General features: G+C 41.3%; 15 protein-coding genes. 4 read left to right on the top strand and 11 right to left on the bottom strand.

Features of this window, described 5'->3' with window-relative positions; genetic code table 11:
• Window positions 1-20: 20 nt before the first annotated feature.
• From NQ505_RS12885 to NQ505_RS12850, 8 genes are all read right to left on the bottom strand, one after another.
• Window positions 21-257 carry a hypothetical protein gene (locus NQ505_RS12885; protein WP_009000711.1) on the bottom strand — a complete coding sequence of 79 codons (237 nt, stop codon included), beginning with the start codon at window positions 255-257 and terminating at the stop codon, window positions 21-23.
• The gene (locus NQ505_RS12880) at window positions 254-2,593 is read right to left on the bottom strand and encodes an ATPase (protein ID WP_009000710.1); all 2,340 of its coding nucleotides are present in this window, start codon (window positions 2,591-2,593) and stop codon (window positions 254-256) included. Before NQ505_RS12880 ends, NQ505_RS12885 begins: the two co-directional genes overlap by 4 nt.
• Before the next feature lie 7 nt (window positions 2,594-2,600).
• Window positions 2,601-6,116: a BREX-1 system adenine-specific DNA-methyltransferase PglX gene (pglX, locus tag NQ505_RS12875; RefSeq protein ID WP_009000709.1), complete on the bottom strand. Its 3,516-nt coding sequence runs from the start codon at window positions 6,114-6,116 to the stop codon at window positions 2,601-2,603.
• 21 nt (window positions 6,117-6,137) lie between these two features.
• Window positions 6,138-9,746: a BREX system P-loop protein BrxC gene (brxC, locus tag NQ505_RS12870; RefSeq protein ID WP_009000708.1), complete on the bottom strand. Its 3,609-nt coding sequence runs from the start codon at window positions 9,744-9,746 to the stop codon at window positions 6,138-6,140.
• A gap of 3 nt (window positions 9,747-9,749) precedes the next feature.
• Complete coding sequence (locus NQ505_RS12865) at window positions 9,750-10,361, bottom strand: BREX protein BrxB domain-containing protein (protein ID WP_009000707.1); 612 nt, start codon at window positions 10,359-10,361, stop codon at window positions 9,750-9,752.
• Complete coding sequence (locus NQ505_RS12860; RefSeq protein WP_004319900.1) at window positions 10,358-10,987, bottom strand: BrxA family protein; 630 nt, start codon at window positions 10,985-10,987, stop codon at window positions 10,358-10,360. The genes NQ505_RS12865 and NQ505_RS12860 overlap by 4 nt, the downstream gene beginning before the upstream one ends.
• 319 nt (window positions 10,988-11,306) lie before the next feature.
• On the bottom strand, window positions 11,307-13,220 hold the full coding sequence (dnaK, locus tag NQ505_RS12855; RefSeq protein ID WP_009000705.1) for a molecular chaperone DnaK: 1,914 nt from the start codon (window positions 13,218-13,220) through the stop codon (window positions 11,307-11,309).
• A 328-nt stretch (window positions 13,221-13,548) separates the two neighbouring features.
• Entirely contained in the window at window positions 13,549-14,337 is a 789-nt protein-coding gene (locus NQ505_RS12850) for an META domain-containing protein (protein WP_009000704.1), read from the bottom strand.
• A gap of 145 nt (window positions 14,338-14,482) precedes the next feature.
• Here NQ505_RS12850 and NQ505_RS12845 point away from each other — a divergent pair, with 145 nt between their 5' ends.
• The 4 genes from NQ505_RS12845 to recA all read left to right on the top strand — a co-directional run bounded on the left by NQ505_RS12845 (window position 14,483) and on the right by recA (window position 18,603).
• Window positions 14,483-15,766: a hypothetical protein gene (locus NQ505_RS12845; RefSeq protein WP_032853843.1), complete on the top strand. Its 1,284-nt coding sequence runs from the start codon at window positions 14,483-14,485 to the stop codon at window positions 15,764-15,766.
• A gap of 97 nt (window positions 15,767-15,863) precedes the next feature.
• A complete protein-coding gene (locus NQ505_RS12840; RefSeq protein WP_004302080.1) occupies window positions 15,864-17,057 on the top strand; it encodes a saccharopine dehydrogenase family protein in 1,194 nt (397 codons plus the stop codon).
• 29 nt (window positions 17,058-17,086) lie between these two features.
• The gene (gene bcp / locus NQ505_RS12835) at window positions 17,087-17,542 is read left to right on the top strand and encodes a thioredoxin-dependent thiol peroxidase (RefSeq protein WP_004325328.1); all 456 of its coding nucleotides are present in this window, start codon (window positions 17,087-17,089) and stop codon (window positions 17,540-17,542) included.
• Window positions 17,543-17,568: 26 nt separating this feature from the next.
• Window positions 17,569-18,603, top strand: coding sequence for a recombinase RecA (gene recA, locus NQ505_RS12830; RefSeq protein WP_009000702.1), 1,035 nt, complete (start codon window positions 17,569-17,571; stop codon window positions 18,601-18,603).
• Between the two features lie 116 nt (window positions 18,604-18,719).
• Here the strand turns inward: recA and NQ505_RS12825 are convergent, their stop codons facing one another.
• From NQ505_RS12825 to NQ505_RS12815, 3 genes are all read right to left on the bottom strand, one after another.
• On the bottom strand, window positions 18,720-19,712 hold the full coding sequence (locus NQ505_RS12825; RefSeq protein WP_009000701.1) for a YeiH family protein: 993 nt from the start codon (window positions 19,710-19,712) through the stop codon (window positions 18,720-18,722).
• 120 nt (window positions 19,713-19,832) lie between these two features.
• On the bottom strand, window positions 19,833-20,207 hold the full coding sequence (locus tag NQ505_RS12820) for a YccF domain-containing protein (protein WP_004305673.1): 375 nt from the start codon (window positions 20,205-20,207) through the stop codon (window positions 19,833-19,835).
• An 18-nt stretch (window positions 20,208-20,225) separates the two neighbouring features.
• The gene (locus NQ505_RS12815; protein WP_032853842.1) at window positions 20,226-20,657 is read right to left on the bottom strand and encodes a DUF1810 domain-containing protein; all 432 of its coding nucleotides are present in this window, start codon (window positions 20,655-20,657) and stop codon (window positions 20,226-20,228) included.
• Window positions 20,658-20,706 lie beyond the last annotated feature (49 nt).

Genomic DNA, 20,706 nt, shown 5'->3' with positions numbered 1-20,706 from the left:
ATTAAAAGAAAGAAATTACGTTATTCTGATTGTGTCCCTTGTCCATCAGAAATAACTTTTGTTATATCATTAAGCATATTCTTAAGTACAGAAATTTCTTCTTCATCAAGATTCTCAAACTCACAATCTTCAGCAATTGTATTATCGTCGAGAAGTTGTTTTAGCATCTCAACATAGTTAAAAGATATGAGGTTTGTACCTTTTTGTATCTGTACCTCTATGTCTCCTTTCTCGTTCTTTTCAAATATTAATTTCATTGCCTAAATTTTTTAAGATTATATTTTTTCACTCGTTTCTTTATCGAAGCTTTACCTCCGTCTGTGATTTTTGCAACCAAATCCAAAACGGGTTCGCCATTTATTTGCCCCTCAAGAGCAGCTGACCTGATAATGATTCTATCATTTTCATTCCTACAATAAATGATATTTTGTGCGTCACCCATCATAGGAATAGTTGCATTATGCGATACAAGTATTACTTGTTTTGAGCTTTTTACGCTTTTGATAGCTTGAACCAAACCATCATTAATATATGATGTTGCCAAATTGTCTTCAGGTTGATCGATTACAATAGGTGCAGTATCTTTCTCATACCCCAATATTAAATCCAAAAGAACAGACGTTTTCCAACCTGCACTTAAATTATGAAAATCCTGTCCATCCTTTGTGGTAATTTGATATGTCAGTTTGTTCTCTATCATGAAAATTCCTACAACTTTCTCAATAAACTGCTCATATCCTTCAACCTTGGGTCGTTGAGAGAAATGTGACTTATAAAGTTGGTCAGGAGTAATGTCAATATAGCTAGCAAATCTGAACTCTGATTTTAAAAATTCATTAAATGCATTTCTAACTTTATCTTTCGTCAGATTAAAGCGATTAGATACATCTAGGGTATGTCCCATTGCCACCACTTGTTTGGACATTTCTTTTACATTGTATGATGCAATCTTTTGAAGCGTCTGCTCAAATAATTTGGCTTTTACTGCATATTCTTTTATTAATGCAAGGACTTGCTGAAACTCTTGAGCCTTAGACTGGCTTTCTGAATTTCTGTCCTTGAGTTTTTCATTATAATTTCGATAATGCCTATCTATGACATTAGATACACCCTCGTCAACTTGGGCATACAGAAAAGCTTGTGAAAGGCGGTCAAGAATGATTTCAACCTCATTATCACAATCTATTACCAAGGGATTCTCTTTTAAAAATTTCTTAATAACGGAAAGACTACTAACATCCTCTTCATACTTGTTGCGTGAATATTTTATATTTTCACGTTCCTTGTCTTGCGATCGAAAGGTAACAATCACATTTTTTCGAATCTCTCCTTTTACCAGCAATTTGCCAATTTGAGAAAGATTGTTCAGTTCTCCCTCTATCTCTTCTATTCGTTCTACACACTTCATCAGAGTTGTAACATCTTTGCGAAGTGTTGCAATACCTTCTTCTACTTTTTGGGCAAAATCTTCGTCCTTTGGAAAGAGTGATTTTAATATATCAATTGATGTAAGTTCGCTGGAATTTGGACTATTGACAATCTGCATTATATAGTTCTGTTCAATATAATGAGGATGTCTTCCTGTTGGATTGTCGATTGTAATGTGTTCAACTTCAAATTTTTTATAATTGGAAGTATTGAAGATGGAAGGATTCTCACCTCCTTTTATTTTCTTTACAAGGGAATCAACGAGAAGAGTCTTTCCACTAGATGAGCCACCAATAATAACGTTTAATCCCGGCGTGAAAATAACATCAATATCCGCAAAGTCACTTTTTAGTTTTGCACTTCGAATATATTCTGCCCAACTTTCAGGTTTGTTATCACTATATATAAGACGAGTACTTTCTGACAACGCCATACGAAGTCCATCAAATGAAGGCTCTGCTAACATCCACGTGGGTATGAATGGGGCTGCATCAGTAGCTTTAGCCGAGGGATAGTTTTCAGGTATATAATTATCTGAGCAGGTTATCAAATTTACAAAATCCTTGATACCAAGTTTTTGGAAATATTCTGTGGTATCTTCCAACTTATCCTTACTTCTAGCAGTGAAACCATCAAATTGATTGTAGTATATACTCCGTTCCATCGTTGTATCAAACTTTGTATCGCGTGGAATAGCTTTGTTAAACGTAGCATGTGATTGACCACCATGGGGAAGCATAATATAATCATATTCGTCAAGCTCATGAATTATGCTTTCCAAAGTAGGTATGCTTTCATCCTTTTTTTCCACTAGCTTATGAGGATACAGTTTATCAAGAATGACATTAATGCGATCTATATTTTCAACATCAATTTTGTTTTTAAAAAATGCATGACAATGATATGCAGGACAATTATTCCGATACTTTATATGTAGTTCAACTCCAAGCAACAGATGCAACATCGGGTAATCACTAATATGCGCCATTATATCAATATACACACTCTTGTTTATTGTGTTATGATCTGTCAATGACAACAAAAGATCGTTTCCACAGGCCCTAACTTTTACCTTTTCGAGTAAAAGTCGCCAGTCATAATCCATATTTAAATTATCAGGATTTTCCGAAGTATGAATGTGTATGTCAGTATATATAGGATTCATAAAATACTTATTTTAATTTACTTACTACATCCCCAAGTTTCGCATAGTTCACCACCACGCCATCGTCAAGATCAAGCGGGATAGCTTGCTCAGCTACTACAGCGAGGCGGTCATGATATTCACGGCACTCTTCAAGTTGTTTATTCAGCGTATCAAGCTTCTTGCGCTCAGCTGTGCTGAGGTCGGCAGCGCGAGTTGTGAGATCGGCAATCTTGCGACCTAGCGTTTCAATGAAAGGCAGAAGATATTTACTGCGGATGCGTTCGGGGGTATAAGGTGTCATGCGATGCAGGTAGGCAATACACTGGAAGCTGCCTTTTTTGCTCGCAAACAGCCAATAGATGGGACGATTCTGATACATCTTCTTATGGTCTTTCCAAAAATCCTTTTGCCAATACTGCTCTATGGTCTTGCCGAGGGTATGCTCAATGTAGTTAAGGTTCTCCACCTGATACTCCGCACCAAACACATCGCTCACGAATTGAGCAGTACGTAGGCAGGCATTATCTGTGAAGCCACTATCGGCAGCCATCAAGGGGAAAATGCCATCATCATCTATCTCGATGGTGTGACCGTTATAGGTATAAGGAGCTAATTCCTCAGCTGTGGGGTTGGGGTGAGCGATATGCAGACTAGATTTATCAAGACGGTAACGGCCCATCCATACACCGGCGGCGTAACTGAAGAGTTGCTTCAATATTACTTCATCGTGCCACTTCAAGGCATTGCCCTCAATGCTCACCTCGTCTTGTTGCAAGATGGTAATTTCGTTCAAAGGCACATCGGGAGTAAGCTCATCTTGCAGACCGTAGATGTCGATGAACTGACGGTTGAGTTCTTCTTCATTGGCATGTAGCTGCATAAAGAGGGTACTCCATTTCTGATGATAACGTTCCATCAAGTCTTGCAAACGAACTGCACGAAGATTTTTATCTGCTTGCTGTGTTACTGCATCACTGTGTGCAGTAGTACTACACAAGGCAATAAGTGACTCTGTTGTAAGGTCTTGCTCGGCAAAATCTATAAGGGAGATAAGACCATTCTGCTGAAAATCCCAAGAGGTTTCGTGAGAGTCCCAGTCGAGCTTGCTGATATATACAGAATGTTGTACGGCATATTCTATTACAGCAGAAGTTTTTTCTATGAGTGGAAGACGATTTATATCACCAACATTAAATTTTAAACCAGGAGCTAACACCCTTAAAAATTTATCAATAACATTACTATTTAGCAAACCTAAATAATATACAAGATTTTCCTCAGTAAAGCCCATTGCTCCCGCAGAATCCCAGAGGAAACCACATGGCGTATATCTTACAGCAAAAGCTGCATCGCAAAGAACTGACCAAGTGATGCCTTCTTTAAATGCTAAATCCCCGTTGTAATTATGAGATCTAAGTCTCCCTGTTTTTATGTCATAGTTATGCTTGATATTGTATCCATCATTTTCATATTCAACTAAATATTCAAAATTTCCATACCATTTTCTTTTCTCTCCACCTTTATTATAAGGGAACCATTTTTTTTGTGAGGTTGATTTATTATCTGATAATACAAAGTCTGTTTTTCTCTTAGATACCTCATGCCATAGTCGAATAAATCTATCACTACTAGCCGGTGCCATGCCTTCTCGCGTAACCATCTTAGTTGATATTTGGGTATATTTATCCCAACATTTCAACATCTTTGAAGTAGCCCAATACCCCATAGGAATACCCGGTATTGATTCAAACCCAAATTGTGAAACATTAGTAAACACATTAGATTTTGACAGAAAATTTAAACGCTTATCTTCGCACTTGCCATCAGTTAATCGGAAATATACACCATTATATAAAGGTGGATGCTTTGAACAAATAAAAGATACAACTTTCACAACATCTCCACTTAGCTCTTCGAAGAAATGTTTTTCTAAATGTAAAAGACTATCAAAATTATAACTATTCAAAAAATATTTTCTTAAATTAAGAAAAGATGATTGGAACATCCAAGATTGCATATTAATCATTCCCATCTTACCATTTGGAGAAAGAGAATTCATTCCAACAAACATAAAAGTATTACATAGGTCAGTCTTGCCATCAGGATATTTACTTTGAATATAGTTATACAAGTTCTTATTCATCTTACTACTACCCATATACGGCGGATTCATCACCAACGCATCATACTGCTCTGTCAACGCTATAACCAAAGCAGCCGCCTCATTCTCAGCAACTAAAGAAGCTACCCATTCACGAGCAACAGATGTAAGGTCAAACTTCATAATGCTACCTAAAGAATCAGCATCCTTCAACAAAGTATTGACTGCATCAATCTCAACCGCTAATCGAGTATCAGTAGGCAATGACAATTGTACCTTCGGCATCGTCAGCACCCGTGGCAAGCAATGTGCATCTGCAAAGCTATGATCACGTTGGCAAGCCTTCAGCGTCAACGCAAAAAGCGAAAGTTGCTGTGCACGAGGATCGAGATCGATACCCGTAAGGTTATCTTGGAAGATATGTGTTATGGCTTCGACACGAGTATAACCCTCAGTGATATAAAGATCGTAGAGTAAATCGAAGCACTCATTAAGGATGTGTCCCGAACCACAAGCAAGATCAGCTACTTTCAGATCGGTCAGTTCATTGTAATGAAGAATAGCTTCAGCAGGAGTCGGCTCTGCAGGCTCCACGAGGTATTGCCATTTCTCCTTATAAGTCAAAATAGTATAGGGATTGTTATCGAGATAGATGCGCCCCACCGTATTCTGTACCATGTACTTCACAATCCAGTTAGGTGTAAAGATCTGTGTGGCGGCAGGAATCTCATCAGCCTCAAACTTGCCTTTCTTGGCAAATACCTCATCTTTGCGCTCACTGATGTAGAATTGGTAGAGCCAGCCAATCAGTTCCGGCGAGCGAAACTCTTCGTCGGTAATAAACTCGGTGTGGTTTAAGAGATCGATAAAACCATTCTCCGCCAAAATATTGGCGGGAAGCAACAGTTCAGTATAGTCCTCCATAGTGCCAAAGCAGCGTTGCAGGATAGGATTGGCATGGCACCATGCCACCAAAAGCACAGCAAACTGTTCAGTAACTTTCGTATCGTCATCAAGGAGTTCCAAGAGGTGACGTTTGCTCGCCTCCTCCATTGGTGGGAAGAGCCCTTGCCGGGCTTGGTTTACAATCTGCGGGGTATGTGCAGAGTCGGCATATGTACTTACCGGTTCGCAAAGTCCGTTCTTCTGTAAGATACGAATGGCTACCAGACGATTAAACCATGTGTAAGCTGCTTGCTCGTACACCTCATTCACACCTTTAGCCTGCACCTCCTCGTAGAGGCGCATCCATTGGTGAAAGAATCCTTCGGAAAGAGTCCGTCCGTTCCAAAGCGTACCGCCCTGCAAGAGTTGCGGACGTAAATTCTCAGCCACTTCGCCTTTGTTGTCGAAGCCCAAGCTGGTGAGTTTGGCGGCAATACCCGCTTTTAATATATTGCGTGCTTCAATAGCAAATTTCTTTAATCTATTGGTATCCATCTATCTTATTCCTTCATTTCATTATTTGATAATCATTACCGTCTCGCCTTTGTCAATATGTGCCATTAGCTGCTTCTTGAGTTGTGCCAAATACTTATCCACATCAGCCTCTGAGCCAATAGGTAAAGTAGTACGAGTACTCAAAGCTACCTGTGTAGGATACTTCTTAGCAGGAATTTCCTCCTTCTTGTTTTTGTCATCACCAACCGTAGGTTTAGGCTTCGGTTTTGCAGCCAATATCTTCGCCGTTTGCTCAGCAAAGAATGTATTGGTATCAAGGTTGGTCTGCAACACAGGAATGCTATCCGGTTGTGTTTTGAGTTTTACTATAACCTCTTGATCTGAAAGAATAGAAGTCGATACCTCATTTTCCTTACAGCCTTGTTCCAACTGAGCATACGTTTTGGCATATTCCTCAGCAATTTGTTTGCGAAGTTCTGTTCGCTTAGCATCGATAGCTCCGGCAAGAGTGTTGCGAAGCTTCATATAAGTACGTATACCGATAGGCCATGCTGCATTCTCTATTCCCATCAACTGCGTAACTGCCTCGTGAAGCTCAATAGGTACGAAGCTAAAATTATCCCGATTATCGCGTACAAAGTGGAGCACATCCTTATAATTACCCATTTGGTCTTGGACAAACTGCACGACTTCTTTACAAGTATCGAAGAGGGTGCGCGCCTGCTGCTGTTCGTCAATCACACGACGGAAATACTTCAACGGATCGCGCTCGGCAAGCCAACCTTCGAGCAAAGTCACCATCTCGTCGAGCGGCGCACTGAAAGAGTATGCGGCATTATCCTTGTAGTGCTGCTTGTAGCGTGCTACTACATTCTCCACACTTCGCACATTCTCTTTCTCTCGACTGAGACGGAATAGTTGTGTACTATCGGTAGTGGAGAAAGATTCGCTCACACCAAAGATGTTCTTCCAAGCGGCAATGAAACCATTAATCACCTCGGACGAAATGGTTATAGCCGGACGAATGGTAAACTTGTTGGTTTCGCTCAGCAAACGGTTTGCTACAATACTCACCTCCACATTGGGATTATTGCTATAACTATAGTCACGCCTATGCCGGCGTACAAGTTCGTTCACTACATAAAGAGTACAAATGCCATCCCAACCGAACGGAGCTTTAGAGAACTTGGCTACCACATCACCCACATTCAACTCCTCGTATTGCTTGTTGAGGTAAATTTCCACCTCATGTTCTGCTTCGGTAAGCGAGTCATTTAATCCCTCGTAATCACCCGGATTCACGGGACGAAGGATAGCTATCTTGAGTTTATCACTGTTTCGGGGAATTTGCGGTAAATCTACCAGTCCTGCTTTGGTATAGATACCGGAGAGATGCTTCTCTATAGCAGCCAAGTAGCGGTCATTCCCTTTTTTATTACCCAACTCTACATCATCAATCACAGAGAGACCACTTACTAGAGGACAGGTGTCGAGAATCTTTTGGAACTCTCTCTCAATGATGCCAGTCATCACTTCGCTGGCACGCTTTTTAAATTCTTCGCGCACAGCAGCATTCTCGTCGCTGGTAGCAGGGTTGGCGGTCATATAGCTCTGCACCTTGCAATACCAATAGAAGTTGTTGCGCAAACGAGCATTGGCACGGAACTGTGGCCCCACATAATACACCAACCGATTGGTCTGGTTTTGCAGAGCAAGTTGTTCAGGTGCATCATAGTCGTCATCCATCATAAATTCTAGCACTACATCGGGGTTATTACTGAGATAGTTGCGCTGATTGATGGTCATTCCCACGGCAAACGAACGAGTTTTATATTGTTCCTTGTTCTTCAATCCTTTCAAGTAGCGATTGAAGATTTCTTTCAGTTCACCGGCTTGTAGGTTGTTATCAGCAGTCTGACTTTTAATCAGCTCGGCTACCTTCATTTCCTCTTCGCTATAGAACGAGAAGAAGTCGGGCGCACCCTGACGGCCTTGTTCACGACGGATGATGTTGTTGTCGCAAAGGAAATCGACCACCTTTTCTACCTCATTCTTCAGATTGAGGCGAGGCGTGGTCATATCGTTAATCAGCAACGTGGTGATATTGTCGAGCGTTGCCGGGAAAACTAGTTGGTCAGTTTGCGAAATATTGCAAACCATAAAGAGGACATTGGCTACACGTACAGCCAATTTCGGGTCAGTATAGGTACGGGCAATGCGGATAGCATTATCCACAGCCTTCTGTCCACGAGCCTGCAAACCCTCCTCGAACATATTGTTGTAAAGTTCATCAAACGAAACGAACTTACCTACTTCGGCCTGAGCATTGTTGGGAGCCTTAGCCGTAGTGTGAATCACCTTGATGATGCTTCGTTCGTTACCTTTCACCTCCTTAGCCACATACCCCAAAGCAAGGAAAGAGTCGAACACCTGCATGATGAGCTTAAACTGATAAGGAACAAAGGGGTAAAAGTCGATAAAGTCAGTCTCCGTATCGTAGCTCTTATACGCATTTGGTAACTTAAACTGGAGACTGAAGGCTCCTTGCTGCTGCTCGTACATGGCAGCTAAATAGGTTTTCACCTCTGGCTTCTTTTCCAAAATACGCTTCTGTGTAATCACTTCGGGCTGCGTGCCTTTGAGTGATACTTTCACTTCAAAACGACCTTTAATCTTTCCTTCCTTGTCTTTTTCTTCACCAATATTACAGTCATCCATAATCTCGCTGAGGTCCTGTTGGGCTGTACAAGCCACCCACACTTGATTGTGACAGGATTCAGAGAGCTTGGTGATAATCTCTTGCAGATTCAAGTAACGGTCGCGTTCCTTATTGATAAACTGGCTCACCTCATCGGCAAGCAATATCAAGCGATAATCTTCGCCTTTGTCTTTGATATAGTCTGCCAGCTCCATGCCGAAGCGGTCGATGCTGATGGCATAGTCGCGCTTGTCGATATGATTGTATAGGGAGTTGCGGTCAAACTGCGGATTGAGTTCACAAGCGGCATCTACAACCATCTCCAAGGCTTGATCCACCAAATCGGCAGCCTCGCTGGGATTGTTCCAATCGCCACCCATCTCGGCAATCACCTCCTTAAATTGTTCCAACAGCCCACGCTCCATCAGCGGTTTTTCCAAAAGCTGTGCTAAGGTGAGGTTAAACTTGTTCAGTCCACGTTTGCCGTTAAACTCATCCCAAAACACCTGCAAAAAAGCCTTCTTTTTGTCGGTAGCCGCATTGTAGGAGGTTTCGAGGTTGAAGATACAGGTATCGATGGTGGCAGTCTTGAGCCACGAAGCAATATCTTGAACCTGTGAAAACTCAAACTGAAGGTTGTGCTTACCATCGAAAGGATCGATTTCTTTCACAGCATCAAGTAAACGTTCTAAAGCTACATCGCGAGTTTCGGGAGTAATGCAGTAGTCGAGGTACTTTAAGAAGTGAGATTTACCCGAACCGTAGTAGCCATCAATCCAAATACCAACATGGTCGTAAGGTTTATTGTTCTTGATAGCATTCAGAATGCGATAAAGTCCATTGAGGATTTCATCGGTAAAAACGTATTCCTTGATTTCAATATCAATGGTCTCTTTATCGAACTTGGTAGCAGAAACTGCCGGATTGACCGGACGATTAATGGATTTGATATACAGATCTTGTAGTTGCATCGTTTATTCGTTTATTAAAAAGGTTGCACGATAAGTATGATGGTCATTTAAGGTATCAAAGAGTTTGAATGAACTTTGTTCCCGATGTCCGGGATAAAAGAGAATGATTTTATAGCGTCCGGTCTCATTGTAATCCTCGTACTTTGCCAAAAGTTCATTGGCACGAAGATAAGGATACATGGTGCCGATGCCATAGATAAACACGTATGGGCGACGGTATTCATCATCAATCGTGATATGCGCCACGATCCGCTCATGCAGATATTTCACGAACTTCTCACTATGGGCATGACGCTCCAATGTGCTGAATATCTTATCGCTCGTATCGGGCTGCTCCTGTTCTTTCTCGAGCAAATATTGCAGCATGGAGTCGAACTTGAGAAACTTTTGTCCATTGAGGTAGTTACAGAACTCTTCAAACAAGTCGAGCGTGAGCACATCCACATAATTCGTAGGACGGATAAGGTTTTGTTTGAACTCCTGTATCTGCTTACGGATATCATATTCCTTCTCTGCCGGATATTGGTAGATGAAGAAATTATAGAATAAGTCGCCGTTCTCAGTATCCTGAAATCCGGGACTATTAAGTTTATCATCCAGTTCTTTTATCGTCATGCCAAACTGTTTTTAATCTTTTCTATTTGATAAGGCTGTAACAAACAAGCCTCCAAAAACCAAGATTCGCCAATCTGCAAATAGTATGGATAGTTGGTACAATCAAGCACTTGCAATTGGTTAGTTCTATCAAGAATTCCTATCTTTCGCAAAATAGATAAATAGGCACTAATCACTTTGTCCTTCGTAGCTTCACTCCACGAGTCAACAAATGCATCACGAGCAGATATTTCATTAAACTCCATGAGGATATCTTCTCTCTTCACAGACTTAGCGACGCTGTTCCAACGACGTATCGTCACGTTTACATGAAAATCAAAAAGTATTTTGTACGTCTTCAACATCACAAAAAAGAGAGCAATAGGCTGCTCTGCGGCAGTCATCACTAAAAAGTCCTGCCAGAAAGCAGGTGACATCGTATCATAACGACGACTAATCTCTAGGATTGCCTTCTTTCTTGATGTTTCAGCATTAATCATCAGTACACGGTTGTTCAATCGTTCATCTTTGAGAAGTTCTTCTCGATCTTCACTTTGCAAGAGAGGAAGCAGAGCAAGCGTCTCATTAAGTAGAAAACCTCCACCCGTAATTGCAGCCGTATAAGGGCTATTTATCTTCATTGCCATATTGTTCTTTTATTCTTTCGATTTATTTATCAGTTCTCGCACATCAATCTCCAAAACTACTTTAATGCGATTCAAATCTGCCATAATTGCATACATAACGCAAATGTAATGAAGTTACTCGGTTGAACCATAAATTTTGCCGCCTTTTTTAACACAATAAGTGTATTTCCCACTTCACTAGATCATTGATTCCAAATAGCTGTTGGGAAGGATGCCCAAAACATTATCTCAATCTCACCGACTCCTAAACGTAAAAAGCGTGCAACTCATTGAGCTGCACGCTTTTGCTTATTGTTTATTATCTGTTTCCTTATCGGAATCATTTGACTTCCTCGAAGTCAGCATCCTGAACGTTATCTCCGTGCTTGCTGTTATCTTGCTGGCCAGCAGCACCATTCATATCAGGACCAGCCTGTGCTCCACCTTGCGCACCGCTCTGTGCATACATTTCAGCACTTGCAGCCTGGAAAGCAGTATTGATTTCTGCCATAGCAGTATCAATAGCAGCCAAATCCTGTGCCTTGTGAGCATCTTTCAATTTCTGCAAAGCAGCTTCAATCGGAGCTTTCTTATCAGCAGGCAACTTATCACCTAATTCCTTCAACTGATTTTCAGTAGAGAAGATTACGCTGTCAGCCTGGTTCAGCTTGTCGATCTTTTCACGTTCTTTCTTATCTGCTTCAGCATTAGCTTCAGCTTCAGCCTTCATCTTTTCGATTTCTTCCTTGCTCAAACCGCTGGATGCTTCAATACGGATAGCCTGTTCTTTACCGGTAGCCTTATCTTTTGCAGATACTTTCAAGATACCGTTGGCATCGATATCAAATGTAACCTCAATTTGAGGAACACCACGACGAGCCGGAGCAATACCTGTCAAGTTGAACTGACCGATTGATTTGTTCTGTGCAGCCATCGGACGTTCTCCCTGTAATACGTGGATAGTAACTTCCGTCTGGTTATCGGCAGCAGTAGAGAATGTTTCACTCTTACGAGCCGGGATGGTAGTGTTAGCGTCGATCAACTTAGTCATCACACCACCCAGTGTTTCGATACCCATTGACAACGGAGTAACATCCAATAATACTACACCTTTGATTTCATCTGTCAAAACAGCACCCTGTACAGCAGCACCAATAGCTACCACTTCATCCGGGTTCACACCTTTAGAAGGAGTCTTGCCGAAGAAATCTTCTACCAACTTCTGAACAGCTGGAATACGAGAAGAACCACCAACAAGGATTACTTCATCAATATCAGCATTGCTCAAACCTGCATCGCTCATTGCTTTCTTACATGGTTCAAGACAAGCCTGAATCAATTCGTGAGCCAAAGATTCGAATTTTGCACGAGTCAAAGTCTTCACCAAGTGCTTAGGCACACCACCTACCGGCATGATATACGGCAAGTTGATTTCTGTACTTGTAGAAGAAGAAAGCTCAATCTTAGCTTTTTCAGCAGCTTCTTTCAGACGTTGCAAAGCCATCGGATCCTGAGTCAAGTCAGCACCTTCGTCGCTCTTGAATTCCTGTACCAACCAGTTGATGATTACCTGGTCGAAGTCATCACCACCCAGATGAGTATCACCATTTGTAGAAAGTACTTCAAACACACCACCACCAAATTCGAGGATAGAGATATCGAATGTACCGCCACCAAGGTCGAATACAGCAATCTTCATATCTTTGTGAGCCTTATCCAGACCGTAAGCAAGAGCTGCGGCTGTCGGTTCATTTACAATACGTTTTACTTCCAGACCGGCAATCTGTCCGGCTTCTTTAGTAGCCTGACGTTGAGAGTCGGAGAAATATGCAGGAACGGTGATAACTGCTTCTGTCACTTCCTGTCCGAGATAGTCTTCAGCAGTCTTCTTCATTTTCTGAAGAATCATAGCAGAGATTTCCTGCGGAGTGTACAGACGTCCGTCAATGTCAACACGCGGAGTGTTATTGTCACCTTTCACTACTTTATAAGGAACACGAGTCACCTCCTTCTGTACCTGATCCCAAGTTTCACCCATGAAACGTTTGATAGAGAAGATTGTACGTGTTGGGTTCGTAATAGCCTGACGTTTTGCAGGATCACCCACCTTACGTTCACCGCCATCTACGAAAGCGACAACAGAAGGAGTCGTACGTTTACCTTCACTGTTTGCAATTACTACAGGTTCGTTACCTTCGAATACGGCAACACAAGAGTTTGTAGTTCCTAAGTCAATACCAATAATTTTTCCCATGATCGTTATTTTTTTATTTATTATTTATTCATTGATTTCTTTTTGTCCGGTTGTTTCTCCGACTCTTATCAAGGAGCCTCGTCGCGAACGGACGCTTACTAAAAAGCAAACCGTGTGCCAAAAAGAAATTATACGAATGCATGACATAATATCTGCCAAAAAGACAGTTTTAATAAATAAACACTGCTGACATAGTCATATTCAAAGCCAGTCAGCAACTGTTTCTTTAAACAAATGCAGACGGCTCTGGTTCGATGAAAGAAAAAAAATATGCCTGTGTCGTCATGTGCGACACAGGCATATCCTATTATATAGATTGATCTATTTATTACTTTTCCAGCACGATGACCAATGCGCCATTTGCATCATACAAGCCAATGCCGCCACCAGACAACACATCGAATGACTTCACCTCATTGATAGCTTTCAACACCTTACCTTCTGTTTCCATGTCCGGACAAGCCATCATTGTACTTGCTACTCCCGGGAAAGAAATTGATTTGGCATTACTGGTACTGGTTTCAAAACCGCCATTAATCAGATTACATCCGGCATTGCCATGAATTGTCTTTTTCTTCACATCAAAAGCAATGAAAGGTTGTTTTTCCATTCCGGAAGAAATTGCTTCACCATTCACTTCTTTTATTTTCCATTCTCCATTCAAAACCGAAAGTTTCACATCAGCCTCCTTCTTTTGTAGAACGACAACCGGACGGTTGGACGAATTGCAAAGATACACTTTGTCCTTACCTGCCTTCTTATATCCTTTTACTTGCGCAAAAGCATTCAATACATTATTTTCAGTAGTCATATCCGGACACATCATCCGGGTACTAGCCATTCCTGTAAGTTCAAGACTTCCCGGCTTCGCATTTACATCGAAGCTACCCATCATCCGATTACAGCCGCTATTGCCGGACACACGACCGGTTGCTGTATCAAAAGCGATAAAAGGAAGGGATTTACTTTCGCCCGGAGTGATTTTCGAGCCATTGACTTCTATGATATTCCATTCACCATTGATAGATGACAGGGGAATTGCCTTCTCAACCGAACGGCACGAAGACATTGCAAGTGCTGCACCAGCAATGCAAATTGAAACAAATACTTTCTTCATATTGTTATAACGTTTAAGTTAAAATCGAGGGCAAAGATATCAAAAAGATTGGGAAATAACATCCAATGCAACATAAAATATATACATTTGCCAGTAAATGTACAACAAACGAACAATTTACATAGTTCACTTAAAGTAAACAAATATGAGAATAATTGTCCTGTCTTTGATTCTATTCTGCTGTGGTACGTCTCCTATCACAGCCCAAAGCGATTACATCGTCACTACTCCTTCTGCACAGGAAATCCCTGTAGGCCAAGAAGAACAGTTTATCAAAAGTAACTTTCCGTTGCTACCGCTGGGCAAATGGACACCCGGAATGAAATTTATGTTCGTTCCATCTCCACGGAGCATGTTCCTTCCCACCCTTTCCAGTTACGAGACCGAGAAAGGGGTAGACAACAGCCTGCTGAAACATAAAATACTCACTTTCACGGGAACTGAAGAGAAAGCTCAGAATATCCCCAACGGGACTAACTACTCCACTCGCTTCATCTTCGAATGTGAGGGAGGAAAATATTATTATGAGATAAAGAATATGCGGCTGGAGGAGATCTCCGAAAAAGCTCCCCGTGCCGGCATCAACGGATTGGTTTATCTGAAAGATGTGGATACTGCAAAAGAACTGTTGGTAGGAAAAACTGTCTATATACAAGCAGAAAGCGTCCGGATAGACGATGCCAACAATTATTCCGGCTACCGGGATATAGCCATTCCCGTCAATACGGAAGCAACGATTACCGCTATTGGGGTCGGCAGTCAGGCATATCCGGCAAAAATCGTATTCAAAGATACACAGGGACATTCTTATTATCTGGAAGTTGCCCTTTCACGAACAAACTCCGGCATGGACCTGAATGATTTTCAAGGAGAAAAGAGAATGAAATATTTCTCAAATGCATTCAGTTTCACCAATAAGAGTCTGGGCACTATCGAAAGCCTGAAAAATAAATATATGGGAATGACAGTTTATCCTAAAAAGGTGCTGCCAGCCAAAAGAATTATATCTTTTGAAGACAAGCAGACCGAATCACGCGTTCACCTGCCCCGATATACAGTTCTGCAAATCAAAGATATTAGATTATCTCCTCCCGGCAGTCTGGCTGTTCTCTCATTAGAAGACAAGGACGGAGCAATCTATGAATTGGAAACCGATCTGAAATATGATGTTATCGTCAGAAATGAAAATTATATCGAAGACTTTTTCGGATTCGAAGATATACATAAAAAATATCCGGGTATCACAGAAAATCGTTGGCAGATTATCTCCCGGGGAGATCTGGAGACGGGCATGAGTACAGTGGAATGTCGTTTATCCATTGGTGATCCGATAGAAATCGAGCTGAAAAAAGACAATCGTTTCGAAACTTGGTTCTACAATGGCAAAACACTGGAATTTGAAAATGGAACCTTGCAGCGTTACAAATAAAAAGGGGTAGCTGCGAATGATTATCTGAAAATAATCACGTATATTTGCAAAGCTAACAATTCCAATATTCTTAATATTTTAATTCGCAATTAACGAAATGGGTAGAGTTCTTATTATTGGTGCGGGCGGTGTTGGCACTGTCGTTGCGCACAAAGTGGCACAAAATGCCGATGTATTTACAGATATCATGATTGCCAGCCGTACGAAAGAAAAATGCGATAAAATCGTCGAGGCAATAGGTAACCCCAATATAAAAACAGCTAAAGTTGATGCAGACAATGTAGATGAGCTGGTAGCCTTATTCAACGATTTCAAACCGGAAATGGTGATTAATGTGGCTCTCCCTTATCAGGATCTGACTATTATGGAAGCTTGTCTGAAAGCTGGAGTGAACTATCTGGACACCGCTAACTACGAGCCGAAGGATGAAGCTCACTTTGAATACAGTTGGCAGTGGGCTTACCACGATCGCTTCAAAGAAGCAGGTCTGACAGCTATTCTCGGTTGCGGATTCGACCCGGGAGTAAGTGGCATCTATACCGCTTATGCAGCTAAACATTATTTTGATGAGATTCAATATCTGGACATTGTAGACTGTAATGCGGGTAACCACCATAAAGCATTTGCTACGAACTTCAATCCGGAAATCAACATCCGCGAAATTACGCAGAACGGACGCTATTATGAAAATGGCAAATGGGTAACTACCGGTCCGCTGGAAATTCATAAAGACCTGACATATCCGAACATCGGTCCGCGTGATTCTTATCTTCTTTATCACGAAGAACTAGAGTCATTGGTGAAACATTACCCGACAATCAAACGTGCACGTTTCTGGATGACTTTCGGACAAGAGTATTTAACCCACTTACGCGTTATCCAAAACATCGGTATGGCACGAATCGACGAAGTTGATTACAACGGAGTGAAGATTGTGCCGCTGCAATTCTTGAAAGCTGTATTGCCTAACCCGCAGGATTTAGGAGAAAACTACGAAGGAGAAACCTCTATCGGTTGTCGTATCCGCGGTTTGAAAGATGGCAAGGAACGTACTTATTATGTATACAACAATTGCAGCCATCAGGAAGCTTACCGGGAAACAGGTATGCAAGGAGTGAGCTACACCACTGGAGTTCCGGCAATGATCGGAGCCATGATGTTCTTCAAAGGTGAGTGGAAGCGTCCGGGTGTAAACAACGTAGAAGAGTTCAATCCAGATCCGTTTATGGAACAACTCAACAAGCAAGGTCTTCCCTGGCATGAAGAGTTCGACAAAAATCTGGAATTATAAGAGTAGACTTGTTCATTAAAAAGATAGTTATGATAAACGTAGGAGATAAAGCACCGGAAATCTTAGGCATCAATGAAAAAGGCGAAGAAATCCGTTTAAGTGCTTATAAAGGAAAAAAGATTGTGTTGTACTTCTACCCGAAGGACAGTACATCGGGTTGCACGGCACAAGCGTGTAATCTGCGCGACAACTATTCCGAACTACGTAAAGCCGGCTATGAAGTAATCGGTGTCAGCGTAGACAATGAAAAGTCGCACCAGAAATTTATCGAAAAGAACAATCTTCCTTTTACCCTGATTGCCGACACTGACAAAAAGTTAGTGGAAGAGTTTGGAGTATGGGGAGAAAAGAAACTGTACGGACGTGCTTATATGGGTACTTTCCGCACTACTTTCCTGATTAATGAAGAGGGAATCGTAGAACGGATTATCACTCCTAAAGAAGTGAAGACCAAGGAACATGCCTCACAGATTTTAAATCAATAACTCCATTAATTATATAAGAATAAGGTATGGCAAAGAAAGATGAACTTAATTTTGAAACAGATAATAAAATGGCATCAAGCGAAAAACTAAAAGCCTTACAGGCTGCCATGGAAAAGATAGAAAAGAGCTTCGGTAAAGGTTCTATCATGAAAATGGGAGATGATAGTGTTGAACAAGTAGAAGTGATCCCGACAGGCTCTATTGCCTTGAACGTGGCACTTGGTGTTGGAGGTTACCCTAGAGGTAGAATCATCGAAATCTATGGCCCGGAATCATCCGGTAAAACAACATTGGCTATTCATGCCATTGCTGAAGCGCAAAAAGCTGGCGGTATCGCTGCTTTTATTGATGCCGAGCATGCTTTCGACCGTTTCTATGCATCTAAGCTGGGAGTAAACATTGATGATCTTTATATCTCTCAACCGGACAATGGAGAACAGGCTTTGGAAATTGCAGAACAACTGATCCGTTCTTCTGCTATCGACATCATCGTTATCGACTCTGTAGCCGCACTGACTCCTAAAGCGGAAATCGAAGGTGACATGGGTGACAATAAGGTAGGTCTTCAGGCACGTTTGATGTCTCAGGCTCTCCGTAAGTTGACAGCTGCAGTGAGCAAGACACGTACAACTTGTATTTTCATTAACCAGTTGCGTGAGAAGATCGGTGTTATGTTCGGTAACCCGGAAACAACGACTGGTGGTAACGCTTTGAAGTTCTATGCTTCCGTACGTTTGGATATCCGTGGTAGCCAACCTATCAAAGATGGTGAAGAGATCCTTGGTAAACTGACCAAAGTGAAAGTAGTGAAGAACAAAGTAGCGCCTCCTTTCCGCAGAGCTGAATTTGACATCATGTTCGGTGAAGGTATCTCCCACTCCGGAGAAATTATCGACTTGGGTGCTGAACTGGGAATCATCAAGAAGAGTGGTTCATGGTATAGCTACAACGACACTAAGTTAGGACAAGGACGTGATGCTGCAAAACAATGCATTATGGATAATCCTGAACTGGCAGAAGAACTGGAAGGACTGATTTTTGAAGAATTGAAGAAGAAATAAATAGCTTTAGATCTGCTTATCCGTAGGCTGAAAGCTAAATAAATAAAGGTGGGAGAAAGTCGTATACGATCATTCTCCCACCTTTTTCTCTTTTATATCATTCTCTCTTTTATCTCTTATACAAAATAAATATATGCTAATGTACTCAAGCTGATAATTATCCAAAGCAATATTCCTTGAATCAGAGGTTTAATTCCAACGGCTTTCAGAACATCAATAGAAAGAGAAGCACCGATAAAGAACATAGTTATCGTCAAAGTCTTACGGGCAATACCGTTGATAGCTGCTCCTAATTGTGGCACTCCATCCAGTAAATAAGTATTTACCACCAATGCCAATACAAAGAAGAGGATGAACCATGGAATACTGATCTTTTGTCCTTTGCTCTTGAATATAAATGAAGTAGCAAAAGCCATCGGGATAATCCAAAGAGCACGGGTCAATTTGATAGTAGTAGCCACCTTCAATGCTTCTTCTCCATAAGCAGCTCCCGCGCCTACTACAGAACTGGTATCATGAATGGCAATAGCTGCCCATGTTCCGAACTGTTGTTGATCCATATTCAATGCATGACCAATGGCAGGGAAAATGAAAAGTACAATAGCATTCAAGATAAAGATTGTACCTAATGCCACAGACATTTCACTGTCCTTCGCTTTCAACACCGGTCCCACTGCTGCGATAGCACTACCACCACAGATAGCGGTTCCCGAACTGATAAGATAAGCTGTATTCCGATCTATTTTAAACAATTTACGTCCGATGAACCAGCCAATTACCAATGTTCCGATTACTGAAATGACCGTAAATTCCATACCTTCCTTACCGGAAGCTAAAGCAGAATGAAGGTTCATACCGAATCCCAATCCTACTACTGAATATTGCAACAGATATTTCGATGTTTTCTTATTAAACTTTGGATGTGCTTGTCCGCAAGTTAATGCAAAAATAAGTCCGAGGAACAAAGCAACGGGAGGAGTTACCCAAGCCGACCATGCTTCCAATCCCGGAATATAGTCTAAAAACAGGAAGAAAGTCAGAGTGGAAAGCAGCGCAATATAAATCATCTTATTATTTGCCTGCAAAGTTTTTGTAGCTGTTGAAATCATATCTTTTTGTCTTTAATCGTTTTCCGAGTGCAAAGGTACGATAAACAATCAAGCCCCACCAATAGTTTCTAATTATGCATTATAACTTTTAATTATAAGCATACTCTCTCCCAACTACTCTTACACTGTTACAATGTCTTTCCCAAAAGGCGATAATGCCAAAGATGCCAACTTGAAATGTTGTAATCCAAAAGGGATTCCGATAATGGTAATGCACAATATAGCCCCGAAAACCAAATGTGACAGACAGATCCAAATGCCACCCAGAAATATCCACAGGATATTCATCAATATATAGAGGCAACCACCGGAACGGTTCCCACTTCTGACTTCTTTACCGAAAGGCCATAAAGCAAGTCCGGCCAACTTCAATGTTTGCATCCCAAAAGGAATGCCGATAATGGTCAGCATCATCAATAAACTCGAAATGAGGTATTCGACAGCAGTAAAGATACCACCAAGCAGCAACCACAATAGATTCATTAAACAGCCCATATAAAATAGTATTAGTTATTATTCCAATTTTCTTTTTGTTGTCTCATCCACTTTACCCTGATAATAATGGCCGATCACTTGCTGAAACAAATCATCCGAAGCAACTTCATTAAAAAGCGTCATGCATGACAATACTTTCATCGCATCTAACGAACCGAAAACTTCCTGCGCCGTTTTATTTTTCAATTGAAGAAAAACAGACGTTATTTCACGAAGTCTTTCTCCCAAAATTGGATGGGCAAGATATGCTTCAGCCTCTTCTTTGCCGCTAAGACCATAATACTGTGAATTATAACTCATGCCCAATCCTTTCAGTTGAGGAAATATATACCAAATCCAATGGGAATATTTCCGCCCGTTTCTAACTTCTGCAAGGGCTTGTTCATAATCACCTCGCTGGGCATCTAAAAATCGTTGTAAGTTATAGTTAGTCATAGATACTTCTCGCATTTTTTAAGTTATCATACTTTCAGGAGATAACAGAATCAAATAAGTGATT

It is taken from the genome of Bacteroides sp. D2 (assembly GCF_025147085.1).
Classification (GTDB): domain Bacteria; phylum Bacteroidota; class Bacteroidia; order Bacteroidales; family Bacteroidaceae; genus Bacteroides.
The sequence above is the reverse complement of the archived record's forward strand: the minus strand, read 5'-3'. Positions and strand labels throughout refer to the sequence as shown.

What these genes read in the sequence shown, in the direction of transcription:
- NQ505_RS12885 (WP_009000711.1), bottom strand. Translation starts at nt 257, where the DNA reads ATGAAATTAATATTTGAAAAGAACGAGAAAGGAGACATAGAGGTACAG.
- NQ505_RS12880 (WP_009000710.1), bottom strand. Translation starts at nt 2,593, where the DNA reads ATGAATCCTATATATACTGACATACACATTCATACTTCGGAAAATCCT.
- pglX (WP_009000709.1), bottom strand. Translation starts at nt 6,116, where the DNA reads ATGGATACCAATAGATTAAAGAAATTTGCTATTGAAGCACGCAATATA.
- brxC (WP_009000708.1), bottom strand. Translation starts at nt 9,746, where the DNA reads ATGCAACTACAAGATCTGTATATCAAATCCATTAATCGTCCGGTCAAT.
- NQ505_RS12865 (WP_009000707.1), bottom strand. Translation starts at nt 10,361, where the DNA reads ATGACGATAAAAGAACTGGATGATAAACTTAATAGTCCCGGATTTCAG.
- NQ505_RS12860 (WP_004319900.1), bottom strand. Translation starts at nt 10,987, where the DNA reads ATGGCAATGAAGATAAATAGCCCTTATACGGCTGCAATTACGGGTGGA.
- dnaK (WP_009000705.1), bottom strand. Translation starts at nt 13,220, where the DNA reads ATGGGAAAAATTATTGGTATTGACTTAGGAACTACAAACTCTTGTGTT.
- NQ505_RS12850 (WP_009000704.1), bottom strand. Translation starts at nt 14,337, where the DNA reads ATGAAGAAAGTATTTGTTTCAATTTGCATTGCTGGTGCAGCACTTGCA.
- NQ505_RS12845 (WP_032853843.1), top strand. Translation starts at nt 14,483, where the DNA reads ATGAGAATAATTGTCCTGTCTTTGATTCTATTCTGCTGTGGTACGTCT.
- NQ505_RS12840 (WP_004302080.1), top strand. Translation starts at nt 15,864, where the DNA reads ATGGGTAGAGTTCTTATTATTGGTGCGGGCGGTGTTGGCACTGTCGTT.
- bcp (WP_004325328.1), top strand. Translation starts at nt 17,087, where the DNA reads ATGATAAACGTAGGAGATAAAGCACCGGAAATCTTAGGCATCAATGAA.
- recA (WP_009000702.1), top strand. Translation starts at nt 17,569, where the DNA reads ATGGCAAAGAAAGATGAACTTAATTTTGAAACAGATAATAAAATGGCA.
- NQ505_RS12825 (WP_009000701.1), bottom strand. Translation starts at nt 19,712, where the DNA reads ATGATTTCAACAGCTACAAAAACTTTGCAGGCAAATAATAAGATGATT.
- NQ505_RS12820 (WP_004305673.1), bottom strand. Translation starts at nt 20,207, where the DNA reads ATGGGCTGTTTAATGAATCTATTGTGGTTGCTGCTTGGTGGTATCTTT.
- NQ505_RS12815 (WP_032853842.1), bottom strand. Translation starts at nt 20,657, where the DNA reads ATGCGAGAAGTATCTATGACTAACTATAACTTACAACGATTTTTAGAT.